The following is a 14,688-nucleotide window of genomic DNA, read 5'->3' as shown; positions in this document are numbered from 1 at the left end:
TATAGGTAAATCGCGAGCCGGGGTTTCTTCGGAGAATCACCAGAAGCAGGCAAGGAAGCCGGCGCACGTCCTTCCCCGCGCGCGAAACGGGGGCGCCCCGAGCCATGACCGGCTCGGGGCGCCCCCGTTCACGTACCGCTCAGGAATGCGAGCGCAGCAGGGTCCGCATCGTCCGCATCGCCACCGACAGGTTGGCGAGGTCGAACGAGTCCGAGCCCTGGATCTCGTCCAGTGTCGTGCGGGCCCGCCCGAGGATCGCCGCGTTCTTCTCCTGCCAGGCCTCGAAGCGCTGCTCGGGAGTGGAGGCCCCGTTGCCCACCGCCAGGACGTCGGCGGTCAGCGACGCGTGGGCCGCGTACAGGTCCTCGCGGATCGACGCGCGGGCCATGGACTGCCAGCGGTCGGCGCGCGGCAGCTCGATGATGCGGTCCATGAGCCGGGTGATGCCGAGACGGTCGGCGAGGTCGTAGTAGACCTCGGCGACGGCCATCGGGTCCTGGCCCGTGCGGTCGGCCACCGAGACGATGTCCAGCGCCGGGAAGGCGGAGGAGAACCCGGCCACGCGGGTGGCGAGTTCGTCCGGCACCCCGGCGTCCGACAGCTCGTCGTAGATCTGCTGGTACCACTCCAGGTCCGTGCCGCGGACCAGCTTGGGCAGCTCCGACCAGACCTGCTCGACACCGTCGGTGAAGAAGCTGATCGTCTCGGCGAGCTGGAGCGGCTGCGGCCGGTTGTTGAGCAGCCAGCGCGTGCCGCGCTCGACGAGCCGGCGCGAGTGCAGCCGGATCCGGGTCTGCACGTCGGCGGCGACGGCGTTGTCGAGCGCCTCCACCGCGTCCCACACCGCGCTGGAGTTGAAGATCGCGCGGGCCGCGGTCTGCGCCCGGACGATCTCCTCCAGCGAGGCACCCGTCTCCTCGCGCAGACGGTGCAGGAAGCTCGTGCCGCCCGTGTTGACCGTGTCGTTGACCAGGACGGTCGTCACGATCTCCCGGCTCAGCGCGTGCCCCTCGATCTGCTCGCGGAACTTCTCGCGCAGTGCCGTCGGGAAGTACGCGAGCAGCAGGCTGTGCAGATACGGGTCGTCCGGCAGCGAGGTGGCGAGCAGGTCCACGGAGACCGTGATCTTCGTGTACGCGAGCAGGACGGCCGTCTCCGGACCGGTCAGACCCTGGCCGGCGTTGAGCCGCTCGCGGATCTGGCGCTCGGTGGGCAGGAACTCCAGGGCCCGGTCGAGATGCCCCTCGCGGACCAGGTGGCGCAGGAAGCGCTGCTGGGCGTGGAGCATGCTCGGGGACTGGGCCAGCGCGTTGGAGATCGCCACGTTCTGCGCGTAGTTGTTGCGCAGCACCAGGGCGCCGACCTCGTCGGTCATCTCGGCGAGCAGCTTGTTGCGCTGCTTGACGGTCAGATCGCCGTTGGCCACCACCGCGTTGAGCAGGATCTTGATGTTCACCTCGTGGTCGGAGGTGTCCACGCCCGCGCTGTTGTCGATGGCGTCGGTGTTGATCCGGCCGCCGTTCTGGGCGAACTCGATCCGGCCGAGCTGGGTCAGACCCAGGTTGCCGCCCTCGCCGACGACCTTGACGCGCAGGTCGGCGCCGTCGACGCGGATCGCGTCGTTGGCCTTGTCGCCGACCTCGGCGTGCGACTCGGCGGACGACTTCACGTAGGTGCCGATGCCGCCGTTCCACAGCAGGTCGACGGGCGCCTGGAGGATGGCCCGCATCAGGTCGGCCGGCGTCATCTTCGCGACGTTCGACTCGATGCCGAGGACCTCACGGATGTGCGCGTTGACCGGGATGGCCTTGGCGCTGCGCGGGAAGACGCCGCCACCGGCCGAGATCAGCGCGGTGTCGTAGTCGGCCCACGAGGAGCGCGGCAGCTCGAACAGACGGCGGCGCTCGGCGTACGAGGTCTCCGCGTCCGGGGTCGGGTCGATGAAGATGTGCCGGTGGTCGAACGCCGCGACCAGGCGGATGTGCTCGGAGAGCAGCATGCCGTTGCCGAACACGTCGCCGGACATGTCGCCGACACCGACCACGGTGAAGTCCTGCGTCTGGGTGTTGACGCCGAGCTCCCGGAAGTGCCGCTTCACGGACTCCCAGGCACCACGGGCGGTGATGCCCATCTTCTTGTGGTCGTATCCGGCGGAGCCGCCGGAGGCGAAGGCGTCGCCGAGCCAGAAGTCGTACGACTGGGCGACCTCGTTGGCGATGTCCGAGAACGTGGCCGTGCCCTTGTCGGCCGCGACCACCAGGTAGGTGTCGTCCTCGTCGTGCCGGACGACGTCGGCGGGCGGGACGATCTCGCCGGCCACCATGTTGTCGGTGATGTCGAGCAGCGCGGAGATGAAGGTCCGGTAGCTGCGGATGCCCTCGGCCATCCAGGCGTCGCGGTCCACGGACGGGTCGGGGAGCTGCTTGGCGACGAAGCCGCCCTTGGCGCCGACCGGCACGATGACGGTGTTCTTCACCATCTGCGCCTTGACCAGGCCGAGGATCTCCGTGCGGAAGTCCTCCTTCCGGTCGGACCAGCGCAGACCGCCGCGCGCGACCTTGCCGAAGCGCAGGTGCACGCCCTCGACGCGGGGCGAGTACACCCAGATCTCGAACGCCGGGCGCGGCGCCGGAAGGTCCGGGATGGCCGTCGGGTCGAACTTCATGGAGACGTACTCGTGCGGCGTGCCGCCGACCGCCTGCTGGAAGAAGTTCGTGCGCAGGGTCGCCTTGATCAGGTGGAGGAAGGACCGCAGGATCCGGTCCTCGTCCAGCGAGGCGACCTGGTCGAGGGCCGCCTCCAGCTCCTCCAGCAGCGCGTCGGTCAGCTCGACCCCGGCACGCTGGCGCTCCGGCGACATCCGCGCCTCGAACAGCGAGACGAGCAGCCGGGTGGTGTGGACGTTGTTGCGGAGGGTGTCCTCCATGTAGTCCTGGCTGAAGGTGGAACCGGCCTGGCGCAGGTACTTCGCGTAGGCGCGCAGCACCATCGACTGCCGCCAGGTGAGCCCGGCGCTCAGCACGAGGGCGTTGAAGCCGTCGATCTCGGCCTGTCCGGTCCAGGTGGCGGCGAAGGCCTCCTGGAACCGCTCGCGGCCGTCGTCGCCGAGGTAGTCGCCGTTGCCGTTCAGGGACTTGGGCAGGCGCAGCCCGAAGTCGTAGATCCACGCGGTCGTACGGTCCGAGCAGCGCAGTTCGTAGGGCCGCTCGTCGGTGACCTCGACGCCCATGCGGTTCAGAGCCGGCAGGACCGCGGAGAGCGAGACCTGCTCGCCGGTGCGGTAGATCTTGAAGCGGCGCTCGCCGGGCGCCGCGCCCACCGGCTCGTAGAGGCTGAGCGCGAAGTCCTTGCGGGGCTCCTTGCCGAGCGCCTGGAGGTGGACCAGGTCGGCGACGGCGGAACGCGGGGAGTGGTCGGCCTTGTAGCCCTCGGGGAAGGCGTTGCCGTACCGGCGCAGCAGTTCCGCGGCGCGCTCCTCGCCGCACTCGGCGGTCAGCGCCTCCGCGAAGCCGTCGGCCCAGGAGCGGGCGGCCTCGACGAGGCGGGCCTCGATGCGCTCCTTGTCGGAGTCGGAGAGCTGCGGCAGCTCGGTGCCGGGCTCGACCCGGACCACGAAGTGCAGCCGGGACAGGATCGACTCGGTGTTCCAGGCCGTGAAGTCGACGCTGGTGCCGTTGAGCTCTTCCTTGAGGATGTCGATGATCCGCAGGCGCACACCGGTGGTGTAGCGGTCGCGCGGGAGGTAGACGAGGGCCGAGTAGTAGCGGCCGTACTCGTCCTGGCGCAGGTAGAGCCGCAGCCGGCGCCGCTCCTGGAGGTACAGGACGGACGTGACGATCGCGCGGAGCTCGTCGGCGGGGGTCTGGAACAGCTCGTCGCGCGGGTACGTCTCCAGGATCTGGAGCAGGTCGCGTCCGTCGTGGCTGTTGGGCGAGAACCCGGCACCGCGCAGGACCTCGTCGACCTTGCGGCGGACGACGGGCACCCGGCGCACGGACTCGGTGTACGCGGCGGAGGAGAACAGGCCCAGGAAGCGGCGCTCCCCGATCACCTCGCCGTTCTCGTCGAACTTCTTGACGCCGACGTAGTCCAGGTACGACGGCCGGTGCACGGTGGCACGGCTGTTCGCCTTGGTCAGGACCAGCAGCTTGTGCTCGCGGGCCTTGGCCCGGGCGTCGGCGGGCAGCCGCTCGAAGGACGGGCTGACCGGGTGGCTGTCCTCGCCGTGCTGCGGGTCGGACCGCAGGATGCCGAGCCCGGTGCCGGGGACGGCGGCCAGCGAGTCGTCGTCGCGGAGCTGGTACTCGCGGTACCCGAGGAAGGTGAAGTGGTCGCCGGAGAGCCAGCGCAGCAGCTCCCGGGCCTCCTCGACCTCCTGGTCGCGCAGATCGTCGGCGGTCGGCTCCTTCGGGAGCTCCTCGGCCATCCGCAGCGCCGCGTCGCGCATCTTCTCCCAGTCCTCGACGGCCTCACGGACGTCGGACAGGACACGCAGCAGGTCGGCGGTGATCTGCTTCAGGTCGGCGCGGTCGGTCTCCCGGTCGATCTCGACGTGGATCCAGGACTCGACGTGCGCGTCGTGCGGCAGGTCCTCGGCGGAGGGCCGCGTGGGCAGCACCTCGATGAGCTTGCCGGTGAGGTCGCGCCGGACGACGAACTGTGGGTGGATGACGACGTGGATGCCGCGTCCCTGACGGGACAGCTCGTTGGTCACGGAGTCGACGAGGAAGGGCATGTCGTCCGTGACCACCTCGACGACGGAGTGGCTGGAGGTCCAGCCGTTCTCCTCGACGGTGGGCGTGTGCACGCGCACGTTGGCCGTGCCCTGAGGGCGTGTCTCGGCCAGTCTGTAGTGGGAGAAGGCCGTTCCGAAGACATCGACCGGGTCGCGGTCGGTGAGGTCCTCCGGGGCCGTGTGCAGGTAGTAGCGCTGGAGGAACGCGAGCACGGTGTCCCGGTCGGGGGTGCCCTCGCCCGTCGTCCCAGTCGGTAGGTGCCCCCCGACCGGGCTGTTCTCAGCTACCCGGGCAGCCCTCTCGAGCAGCTCGGCCTTGGCTTCGTCCAGCTTGGTCTGCATTGTCCTCTGGCTCCTGTCGCGCGCCGTTGCGTGACGTTGAAGGAAATACGGTCTCGTCGCTTCCGACGCAACGCCGTGACGCGGGGTGTCCGGTCGGGTTCGACGCTATGCCGCAAGGGGAGACGGGCGGAGGGGTATCGGCCATTCTGGGCCGCCCGGGAGAGTGTGACGCCGCTCTCGGCGACGTCCGTTCCCCGGGTGCCGACGACGTACGGATCGCGTTGCCGTGGGCGCTCGCCGCGTTTCCGCTCGCGCGCACGGCCGTCGCCGTGATCCCGTCCCGCCCGTGAAGATCAGCGATCGACGCCCGGTCACGGATGTCGTCCGTGTGCTCCGGGCGCGGGGCAGGGGCGACGATGCCCCCGCGAGATATCGCGCTGATCACGCCACCAGGCTATCGCCCCCGACCGGGGGGTCGTCATGAGCCGTATGTGTACAAAACCGGGGGTGGAACTTTGACACTATGCACAGGGACGAAGAGGGCGACGGCATGCAGTGCGAGCCGACTGCGGGCTACCGTCGTCCTACGGACCGTGTTCTGCCCCTTGGCAAACACCTCCCCCGGAGGCAGGTTGACGGGGACGGCGAACGCGACGCGCAAGGACGGCCGACGGGAGCGCAGCACCATGGCAGCGAAGATCCTGATTGTCACCGGCGACGCGGCGGAGTCGCTGGAAGTCCTCTACCCCTACCAGCGTCTTCGCGAGGAGGGCTACGAGGTCCACATCGCGGCCCCCACCCGCAAGAAGCTGCAGTTCGTGGTCCACGACTTCGAGCCGGGCTTCGACACCTACACCGAGAAGCCCGGCTACACCTGGCCCGCGGACCTGGCGTTCGCGGAGGTCGACCCCGGCGCGTACGTCGCCCTGGTCATCCCCGGCGGGCGCGCCCCGGAGTACCTCCGCAACGACCTGGAACTCCGCAAGATCCTGAAGTCGTTCTTCGACGCGGACAAGCCGGTGGCCCAGATCTGTCACGGGCCGCTGCTGACCGCGGCCGTGGACAGCCTGAGCGGGCGCCGCGTCACGGCCTATCCCGCGCTGGAACTCGACATGCAGGCGGCCGGCGCGACCTTCCAGGACGCGGAGGCCGTCGTCGACGGCACGCTGGTCTCCGCCCGCGCCTGGCCGGACCACTCCGCCTGGATGCGGGAGTTCCTCAAGGTGCTGCGCTCGAAGGCCCCGGTGAGCTGACCGGGCACGGCGCTCGGACGAGCTGTCCGGGAGGGCGCCTCGGCCGACCGGCCGAGGGCCTTCGGCTCGCTGTCCGGGAGGGCCCTTCGGCTCACGGTCCGGGAGAGTCCTTCGGCTCGCGGTCCGAGAGGCGGCGGAAGCCTCAGGCCGCCTGTCTGCCGGCCTCCTCGACGGCCTCCTCCAGGCTGTCCACCACGGGAACGCCGGCCTCTTCCAGGCTGGCTCGGCTGTGGGAGCCGCCGGTGTAGAGGACGGCCCCGGCGCCGACGTGCCGCGCGGCCGTCGCGTCGTCCACCGCGTCGCCGATGACCACCACGCGGGCCGGTTCGACACCGGCGAGCGCGGCGAGGTGGCGCACCATGTGCTCGGCCTTGCTGCCGCCGGAGGGCCCGGTCCGCCCGTCGACCCGGAGGAAGTGCGGCTCGATGCCGAAGCCCCGCACGAGCGGGACCAGCTCCTCGTGCCCGTACATGCTCAGGAGGGACTGGCTGCGGCCCGCCGCCTCCCACCCTGCGAGCAGCGCGGGCACCCCGGCGGTGAGCCCACACGCCCTGCGGTGCTCGGCGTAGTACCGGTGGAAGGTGTCGTCCATGACCTGCCACTCGGCGTCCGTCGGCAGCCGCCCCATCAGCCGCTCGTAGAACCTGGGCACGGGCACGCAGTACATCGCCCGGTACCGCTCCAAGGTGATCGGCTCGAGCCCCAGCTCGGCGAAGGCAGCGTTCGTCGCCCCGATGATCGCGTCATTGTCGTGGAACAGCGTGCCGTTCCAGTCCCACACGATGTGCGCGTTTCCTTGCTTCCCCATACCGAGAAACGTACCCGCCACCACCGACAACGCGTCGTCGTGGGCGGAGACCGGGCGGGCGGCGACCGGGCCGTTACTCCCCGAGTCCGACCAGGCCCGGGACCTCCTGCGTGGCGAACCACAGCAGCTCGTGGTCCTCGGCCCCGTCCACCACGAACTGGGCGTCGTCGTCACCCGCGTCCGCCGCGCCGAGCGCCGCCGCGGCCGCGGTCACGTCCGTCTCGGCGTCGTCCGCGTCGACGTGCACGGCGGCCGCCTTCGCCAGGGTCACGTCCTGGGAGACCCGCACCTCGCCGAGCGCCGCGGGGTCGAGTCCCCGGTCGGGGTCGGCCGCCGCCACCCGGTCCGGGACGTCGACCGCGACGACGACCCGGCGCCGCACGGCCTCCCGGTCGATGGCCAGCAGCCGCAGCGAGGCCAGTGCGGCGCGGTTCAGCGCCGCGTACTCCAGTTCCTCGATGTCGTCGGAGAGATACCACTCGCGCAGGGCGGGCGTGACGGCGTACGCGGTGAACGGTCCCGTCTGCAGCTCTCCCGTCTTGTACGCCTCGGCGAGACCGGAGAGGGTCAGGGGGACGTAGACGCGCATGGCTGGCCGCTTTCGTAGTCGGGGCTCCGAGGGTCACGCGGTGCGAGCACTCCGGGGAGGGCGGTCCCGCGCCTCCGGGGAGGGCCTTCAGGATACGTGCGGGCGTCCCCTTTCGAGGTCCCGGCCGCACCCGTCGCGGCGTCCACCCCACGCCCGCGATTCACCCGGTACTCCCCTTCGCCGCCAACGGTTCCGCGCCTCGGGGCAACCCTGATAGGTGAACTTTCCGGCGGCCGCGACGCGCGCCCGCCGTCCTTGCGCGGGCCCCTTCCCGGCTCGTACAAGATCCCCGACACGAACGTTACCGGCGGGTATCGCCGGTCCGGACGACGAGCGGGGACGACCCATGAACAAGGTGATGACGAGGACCAGGCGCCACCCGGGCACCCGCCCGCCCGGCCGTCAGGACTCCCGCCGCCCCGGCGGCGCCCCGCCGCGCACCCCGGGCACGGGCACCCCCGCCGGCCGCCCGGGCGGCACCCCGCCCCAGGACACGAGCCCGTCCCCCGCGCCCTCAACAGGCACCCAGCCACGGGGTGAGGCCCGGACGAGCACTCCGCCCCCCGGCGGGGCCCGGACGAGCACTCCGCCGCCCGGCGGGGCCCGCACGAGCACCCTGCCGCCCGGTGGGGCCCGGACGCTCGCCACGGCGTCCCCCGGGGCGCCCGGGCGCCCCGCTCCGGGACCGCGCCCGACCGACGTCTTCGCCGAGCGGCTGCTGGCCGTACTGAGCGGTGCCCGCCCCGTCCACTGCATGCTGCGCCACACCGCGGGCCGGGCCTACGACGAACTGGTCCGGCTCGCCGAGCGCGGCCCGCTGCGCACCCGCGGCGCCCGCCCCGTCGTCCGGGACATCGGCTACTACGTCGCCCGCCCGGACGCCGTCGAGGCCTTCGCCCGCATCGGCGCCGGCGACCAGCTCCGCGCCATGGCCTTCCGGCTGGAACAGGGCCCCGACCTCCGCTGGCGCTGCACGGCGATCGAACTCGGCGGCCCCCGCACACCCCACCCTCACGACTGAACGACCCCCCCCGGACACGGGGAAGGGCCGGACACCTGGTGTCCGGCCCTTCCCCGTGTCATCCGGTCGCTCGCGGCGGCACTGCCCGCCGCAGGCGACCCTCACTCACTTCTTGCGGCGGCGCACGCCACCCTTCTGGGCCTTGCGGCGCTCCGCGCGCGTGAGGCCGTCCGCCTCGGACCGCACGGGCTCGTCGCTGGCGAAGTCGCCCTCGACGATGCCGCCCTCGCCGTCCACGGTCGGCGCGGAGAAGTGCAGCCGGTCCGGCCGCTGCGGGGCGTCGAGGCCCTTGGCGCGGATCTCGGGGCGCGCCGCGCCCGCACCCGCGGGGACCGCTTCCTGCTTGGCCAGGGACGGCGCGGAGTCCTGGACCGGGACCTCCTCGACCTGCTGCTCGACCTGGACCTCCAGGTTGAACAGGTAGCCGACGGACTCCTCCTTGATGCCGTCCATCATGGCGCTGAACATGTCGAAGCCCTCGCGCTGGTACTCGACCAGCGGGTCCTTCTGGGCCATCGCGCGCAGGCCGATGCCCTCCTGGAGGTAGTCCATCTCGTAGAGGTGCTCACGCCACTTGCGGTCCAGGACCGACAGCACGACCCGGCGCTCCAGCTCACGCATGATCTCGGAGCCGAGCTGCTCCTCGCGGGCCGCGTACTGGTCGTGGATGTCGTCCTTGATGGACTCGGAGATGAACTCGGCGGTCAGACCGGAACGGTCGCCGGCCTCCTCCTCCATCTCGTCGACGGTGACCTTCACGGGGTAGAGCTGCTTGAAGGCGCCCCACAGCCGGTCGAGGTCCCACTCCTCGGCGAAGCCCTCGGCGGTCTCGGCCGCGATGTAGGCGTCGATGGTGTCGTCCATGAAGTGCTGGATCTGCTCCTGCAGGTCCTCGCCCTCCAGGACGCGGCGGCGCTCGCCGTAGATGACCTCGCGCTGCCGGTTGAGCACCTCGTCGTACTTCAGGACGTTCTTGCGGGTCTCGAAGTTCTGCTGCTCGACCTGCGACTGCGCGGAGGCGATGGCGCGGGTGACCATCTTGTTCTCGATCGGCACGTCGTCCGGCACGTTCGCCATCGACATGACGCGCTCGACCATCTGCGCCTTGAACAGGCGCATCAGGTCGTCGCCCAGCGAGAGGTAGAAGCGGGACTCACCCGGGTCGCCCTGACGACCGGAACGACCGCGGAGCTGGTTGTCGATACGCCGCGACTCGTGGCGCTCGGTGCCGAGCACGTAGAGACCGCCGAGGTCCTTGACCTCTTCGTTCTCCGCGCGGACGGCCTGCTCGGCCTTCTCCAGGGCGGCGGGCAGGGCGTGCGCCCACTCCTCGATGTGCTCCTCGGGGTCGAGGCCGCGCTGGCGCAGCTCCGCCTCGGCGAGGTCCTCGGGGTTGCCGCCGAGCTTGATGTCCGTACCGCGGCCGGCCATGTTCGTGGCGACGGTCACGGCGCCCCTGCGGCCGGCCTGGGCGACGATCGTCGCCTCCCGGTCGTGCTGCTTGGCGTTCAGCACCTCGTGCTGGACACCGCGCTTGGAGAGCTGCTGCGAGAGGTACTCGGACTTCTCGACCGACGTCGTACCGACGAGGATCGGCTGGCCCTTCTCGTGCTTCTCGACGATGTCGTCGACGACCGCCTCGAACTTCGCGACCTCGGTGCGGTAGATCAGGTCGGACTGGTCCTTGCGGACCATCGGCCGGTTGGTCGGGATCGGGACGACGCCGAGCTTGTAGATCTGGTGGAACTCGGCGGCCTCGGTCATCGCCGTACCGGTCATGCCGGAGAGACCGGGCACTTCCTTGCCGTTGTGGTCGTGGCGCTTGTAGAGGCGGAAGAAGTTCTGCAGGGTGATCGTGGCGAGCGTCTGGTTCTCGTCCTTGATGTCCACCCCTTCCTTCGCCTCGATCGCCTGGTGCATGCCCTCGTTGTAGCGGCGGCCGGCGAGGATACGGCCGGTGTGCTCGTCGACGATCATGACTTCGCCGTCGATGACGACGTAGTCCTTGTCCTTCTTGAACAGTTCCTTGGCCTTGATGGCGTTGTTCAGGTAACCGACGAGCGGGGTGTTCACCGACTCGTAGAGGTTGTCGATGCCCAGCCAGTCCTCGACCTTGGCGACGCCGGGCTCGTGGATGGCGACGGTGCGCTTCTTCTCGTCGACCTCGTAGTCGCCGGTCTCCTCGATGCCCTTCAGGGGGTTGCCGGGCTCGCCCTTCTTCAGGCGGGTGACCAGCTTGGCGAAGTCGCCGTACCACTTGGTGGCCTGGTCGGCCGGGCCGGAGATGATCAGCGGGGTACGGGCCTCGTCGACGAGGATGGAGTCGACCTCGTCCACGATCGCGAAGTTGTGGCCGCGCTGGACGAGCTCGTCCTGGGACCACGCCATGTTGTCGCGCAGGTAGTCGAAGCCGAACTCGTTGTTCGTGCCGTACGTGATGTCGCACGCGTACTGCTCGCGGCGCTGGGCCGGGGTCATGTTGGCGAGGATGCAGCCGACCTCGAGGCCCAGGAACTTGTGGACGCGGCCCATCATTTCGGAGTCGCGCTCGGCCAGGTAGTCGTTGACCGTGATGAGGTGAACGCCGTTCCCGGAGAGGGCGTTCAGATACGCGGGCAGGGTGCCGACGAGGGTCTTGCCCTCACCGGTCTTCATCTCCGCGACATAGCCGAGGTGGAGCGCGGCGCCGCCCATGATCTGCACGTCGTAGTGACGCTGGCCAAGGGCGCGCTTGGCCCCTTCGCGGACGGTGGCGAAGGCCTCGGGCATCAGGTCGTCGAGGGTCTCGCCGTCGGCGTACCGCTGCTTGTACTCATCGGTGAGGGCCCTCAGCTCGGCGTCGGAGAGGTCGACGAAGTCCTCTTCGATGGAGTTGACCTGGTCCGCGATGCGGTGCAGTTTGCGCAGGATCTTGCCTTCGCCTGCACGCATGATCTTCGAGAGGACGGACACGGGGGTTTGTCTCCTTGCCGGTCGGGCCTGGGACGGTCGGTTTCAATGACAGTTTCAAATCACAGCTTGAGCAACGGCCATCGTAAGCGAGGACCACACCGCGCCGGGAGGTCTGCCGGTGACAGCCACCAGGACAACGGACAGGGGGCGCCGAAGGTGCCGCGTTCCCTCAGCGAAAAGTAGCGAACCGGTCACCCAGGGCAAAGGAATGGCATCCTTCCGGTTGCCCGAGCAGAATCGCCCGATGGACCCCGTCACGCTGACCACCGACCGTCTCGTCCTGCGCGCCGTGGGCGTGGACGACACCGACGCCGTCTTCGAGGCCGCACAGGATCCCGACATCCAGCGCTGGACCACCATCCCGTCCCCCTATCTGCGCGAGCACGCGTCGGGTTTCACGGACCAGATCGTGCCCGAGGGCTGGGCGGACGGCTCGGCCTTCGCCTTCGGGGTCTTCCTCCCCGCCGGGGAACTGGTCGGGATGCTCTCCATCACCATGCGCTCCCTGGGCGTCGGCGAAGTGGGGTACTGGGCGACCAAGGAGCACCGCGGCAACGGCTACATCGCCGAGGCCACCGTCGCCGCTTCCCGCTGGGCCTTCACCGACCTGTCCGTCGACCGCGTCGAATGGCGCGCCGAGGTCGGCAACGCCGGCTCCCGCGCGGTCGCCGAGCGCGCCGGCTTCACCATCGAGGGGACCCTGCGCTCCGCCCTCAACAACAAGGGCGTACGCAGGGACTGCTGGGTGGGTTCGCTGCTCCCGTCGGACCTGGGTCTGCCGTCGACGGCGCCGTACCTACCGGGCAGGTGAGCGCCGCGGCGGCTCCCTGCGGGCGATCGCACGCGGGGAGCCGGACCGGGCCGCCGCCCGCGTGCCCCGCGCCCGGGTCCCGCCCGGGCGCCGCCGCGGTCCGCCCGTGAGCGTCCCGGTTGTCAGTGGCACCGCCTAACGTGTGGGCATGACGAGTCTCCCGCGTCCCACCACCGAACTCTCCGCGGACGAAGCCCGGCGTATCGCTCTGCGGGCGCAGGGTTTCCTGGGCGCCCCGGACCGCCGGGCGGGCGTCCGCGGAGTCCTGCGGCACCTCGGCGCGGTGCAGCTCGACACGATCTCCGTCCTCGCCCGCTCCCACGAACTGATTCCGTACGCCCGGCTCGGCGCCGTCGGCCGCAAGACCGTGGAGCAGGCGTACTGGACGTCCGCGCCGTCCGGCGGGACATCCCCGGTACCGCACGCCTTCGAGTACTGGTCCCACGCGGCCTGCATCCTGCCCGTGGAGGAGTGGCCGCACTTCGCGTTCCGCCGCCGCGCCTACCGCGCCCGCCCGCACTGGAACCACGACCTGCCCGACGGCGCCTACGACCAGGTCGTCAAGCAGCTCCGTGCCGAAGGCCCGCTGACGGCCACGGACTTGGGCGGGGCGAAGAAGACCAGTGAGTGGTGGGACTGGTCGGGCACGAAGGTGGCCGTCGAACGCGCGCTGATGTACGGCGAGGTGGTGTGCGTCGAGCGGCGCGGCTGGAAGCGGGTCTACGACCTCGCGGAGCGGGCCGTCCCGAAGGCCCTGCTGCACGACGAGCTGGACGACAGGGAGTGCCTGCGCCGTCTGGTGCGCCTGGCCGGACAGTCCCTCGGCGTCGGCACCCGCGCGGACATCGCCGACTACCACCGCCTCAAGCTGGAACAGGTCGACGCGGTGATCGCGGACTCGGGTCTGGTCCCGGTGACGGTGGAGGGCTGGGGCAGGACCGCGGCCGGCAAGAGCGGTGCGGGGAGCGCGGGCGCGAGACCGTCCGGCAGCGCGTGGGCGGACCCCGCGGCGCTGGAGACGGTCCCGCGCGGCCGTCACCGCACGACGCTCCTGTCCCCGTTCGACTCCCTCATCTGGGAGCGGGCGCGCACGGAGCGGATCTTCGATTTCACGCATCGCCTGGAGGCGTACACGCCCAAGCCGAAGCGGGTCCACGGCTACTTCGCGATGCCGGTCCTCGCCGGCGGCCGGCTCGTCGGCCGGGTCGACCCGGCGCGGGAGGGCCGCACCCTGATCGCCCGGCAGGTCACGCTGGACGGCGCGAAGGCGGTCCCGGCGGTGGCCCAGGCCCTGGCGGAGGCCGCGGACTGGGTGGACTGCACGGCGGTGAGGGTCGAGCGGGTGGACGCCCCGGACCTGCGCGAACCGCTGACCGCGGAGCTCGCGCGCATCCTGGGGTGACGCCCGGCGGCGGCGTCGGACGGCGTCCGGTGACGCCCCGGCCTGGCGCCTAGCGGATCTCGAGGATCTTCTCCCGCATCGCGTAGACCACGGCCTCCATCCGGGAGTGCAGTTGCAGCTTCTCCAGGATGTTGCGCACGTGGTTCTTCACGGTGTTCTCGGAGATGAACAGTTCCTTGGCGATGTCACGGTTGTTCATCCCCGTGGCCACCAGCTTGAGGACCTCCAGCTCACGGTCGGTGAGCCGCGGCGCGGGCACCAGCCGGCGCTCGTCCGTGCGCTGGATCATCGACTTGAACTCGGTGAGGAGCTTCGACGCCATCGACGGGCTGATCTGCGACTGCCCGTCGGCGACCGCGCGGATGGCCGTGGCCACCTCGTCCGTGGAGATCTCCTTGAGGAGATAGCCGGTCGCCCCCGCCTTGATCGCGTCGTAGAGGTCGGCCTCCTCATCGCTGATCGTCAGCATGATGATCTTCGCGCTGGGGGCCACCTCCTTGATGGAGGTGCACGCCTCGATACCGCCGCGCTTGGGCATCCGAACGTCCATCAGCACGATGTCGGGCAGCAGGTCGGCGGCCTTGTCGACCGCCTCCGCCCCGTCCCCCGCCTCACCGACGACCTGGATGTCCTCCTCGGCCGCGAGCACGATCTCCAGACCGCGGCGGAAGAGGGCGTGGTCGTCGACGACGAGCACCCTGATGGGCTCCTCGCGTGAAGAACTCCCGTCCGGGCCGGAGGCGACGACTCCGTCGCCGGTGCCGCCGGCACGCATCGGTCCGAAGCTGTCCGCCATCGTTCCTCCCCCTGAAGGCCGTGGCCTGTGTTTCCGTGG

At 70.5% G+C, this 14,688-nt stretch carries 9 protein-coding genes; 4 read left to right on the top strand and 5 right to left on the bottom strand.

Annotation, left to right across the window (positions count from 1 at the left end):
* Nucleotides 1-139: 139 nt before the first annotated feature.
* A complete protein-coding gene (locus tag ACIQ7M_RS07590) occupies nucleotides 140-5,077 on the bottom strand; it encodes an NAD-glutamate dehydrogenase (RefSeq protein ID WP_403640990.1) in 4,938 nt (1,645 codons plus the stop codon).
* Nucleotides 5,078-5,703: 626 nt separating this feature from the next.
* On the opposite strand from ACIQ7M_RS07590, the gene ACIQ7M_RS07585 reads away from it, so the two are divergent.
* Entirely contained in the window at nucleotides 5,704-6,270 is a 567-nt protein-coding gene (locus ACIQ7M_RS07585) for a DJ-1/PfpI family protein (RefSeq protein ID WP_355773982.1), read from the top strand.
* A gap of 142 nt (nucleotides 6,271-6,412) precedes the next feature.
* On the opposite strand, the gene ACIQ7M_RS07580 is transcribed toward ACIQ7M_RS07585, so the two are convergent.
* The gene (locus ACIQ7M_RS07580) at nucleotides 6,413-7,078 is read right to left on the bottom strand and encodes an HAD family hydrolase (RefSeq protein ID WP_355773980.1); all 666 of its coding nucleotides are present in this window, start codon (nucleotides 7,076-7,078) and stop codon (nucleotides 6,413-6,415) included.
* A gap of 73 nt (nucleotides 7,079-7,151) precedes the next feature.
* Nucleotides 7,152-7,667, bottom strand: coding sequence for a DUF6912 family protein (locus ACIQ7M_RS07575; RefSeq protein WP_355773977.1), 516 nt, complete (start codon nucleotides 7,665-7,667; stop codon nucleotides 7,152-7,154).
* Nucleotides 7,668-8,013: 346 nt separating this feature from the next.
* Here ACIQ7M_RS07575 and ACIQ7M_RS07570 point away from each other — a divergent pair, with 346 nt between their 5' ends.
* Complete coding sequence (locus ACIQ7M_RS07570) at nucleotides 8,014-8,688, top strand: Rv3235 family protein (RefSeq protein ID WP_403640985.1); 675 nt, start codon at nucleotides 8,014-8,016, stop codon at nucleotides 8,686-8,688.
* 105 nt (nucleotides 8,689-8,793) lie between these two features.
* On the opposite strand, the gene secA is transcribed toward ACIQ7M_RS07570, so the two are convergent.
* The gene (secA, locus tag ACIQ7M_RS07565) at nucleotides 8,794-11,640 is read right to left on the bottom strand and encodes a preprotein translocase subunit SecA (RefSeq protein WP_355769210.1); all 2,847 of its coding nucleotides are present in this window, start codon (nucleotides 11,638-11,640) and stop codon (nucleotides 8,794-8,796) included.
* 244 nt (nucleotides 11,641-11,884) lie between these two features.
* On the opposite strand from secA, the gene ACIQ7M_RS07560 reads away from it, so the two are divergent.
* On the top strand, nucleotides 11,885-12,451 hold the full coding sequence (locus tag ACIQ7M_RS07560; protein WP_386987503.1) for a GNAT family N-acetyltransferase: 567 nt from the start codon (nucleotides 11,885-11,887) through the stop codon (nucleotides 12,449-12,451).
* A gap of 148 nt (nucleotides 12,452-12,599) precedes the next feature.
* Entirely contained in the window at nucleotides 12,600-13,853 is a 1,254-nt protein-coding gene (locus tag ACIQ7M_RS07555; protein ID WP_403640981.1) for a winged helix-turn-helix domain-containing protein, read from the top strand.
* Nucleotides 13,854-13,902: 49 nt separating this feature from the next.
* Here ACIQ7M_RS07555 and ACIQ7M_RS07550 read toward each other — a convergent pair whose 3' ends face one another.
* Entirely contained in the window at nucleotides 13,903-14,649 is a 747-nt protein-coding gene (locus tag ACIQ7M_RS07550) for a response regulator (RefSeq protein ID WP_386987498.1), read from the bottom strand.
* Between the last annotated feature and the right edge of the window lie 39 nt (nucleotides 14,650-14,688).

The sequence above is a fragment of the Streptomyces sp. NPDC096324 genome, assembly GCF_044763015.1.
GTDB lineage: Bacteria > Actinomycetota > Actinomycetes > Streptomycetales > Streptomycetaceae > Streptomyces.
The sequence above is the reverse complement of the archived record's forward strand: the minus strand, read 5'-3'. Positions and strand labels throughout refer to the sequence as shown.

What these genes read in the sequence shown, in the direction of transcription:
- ACIQ7M_RS07550 (WP_386987498.1), bottom strand. Translation starts at nt 14,649, where the DNA reads ATGGCGGACAGCTTCGGACCGATGCGTGCCGGCGGCACCGGCGACGGA.
- ACIQ7M_RS07570 (WP_403640985.1), top strand. Translation starts at nt 8,014, where the DNA reads ATGAACAAGGTGATGACGAGGACCAGGCGCCACCCGGGCACCCGCCCG.
- ACIQ7M_RS07580 (WP_355773980.1), bottom strand. Translation starts at nt 7,078, where the DNA reads ATGGGGAAGCAAGGAAACGCGCACATCGTGTGGGACTGGAACGGCACG.
- ACIQ7M_RS07575 (WP_355773977.1), bottom strand. Translation starts at nt 7,667, where the DNA reads ATGCGCGTCTACGTCCCCCTGACCCTCTCCGGTCTCGCCGAGGCGTAC.
- ACIQ7M_RS07555 (WP_403640981.1), top strand. Translation starts at nt 12,600, where the DNA reads ATGACGAGTCTCCCGCGTCCCACCACCGAACTCTCCGCGGACGAAGCC.
- ACIQ7M_RS07560 (WP_386987503.1), top strand. Translation starts at nt 11,885, where the DNA reads ATGGACCCCGTCACGCTGACCACCGACCGTCTCGTCCTGCGCGCCGTG.
- ACIQ7M_RS07590 (WP_403640990.1), bottom strand. Translation starts at nt 5,077, where the DNA reads ATGCAGACCAAGCTGGACGAAGCCAAGGCCGAGCTGCTCGAGAGGGCT.
- ACIQ7M_RS07585 (WP_355773982.1), top strand. Translation starts at nt 5,704, where the DNA reads ATGGCAGCGAAGATCCTGATTGTCACCGGCGACGCGGCGGAGTCGCTG.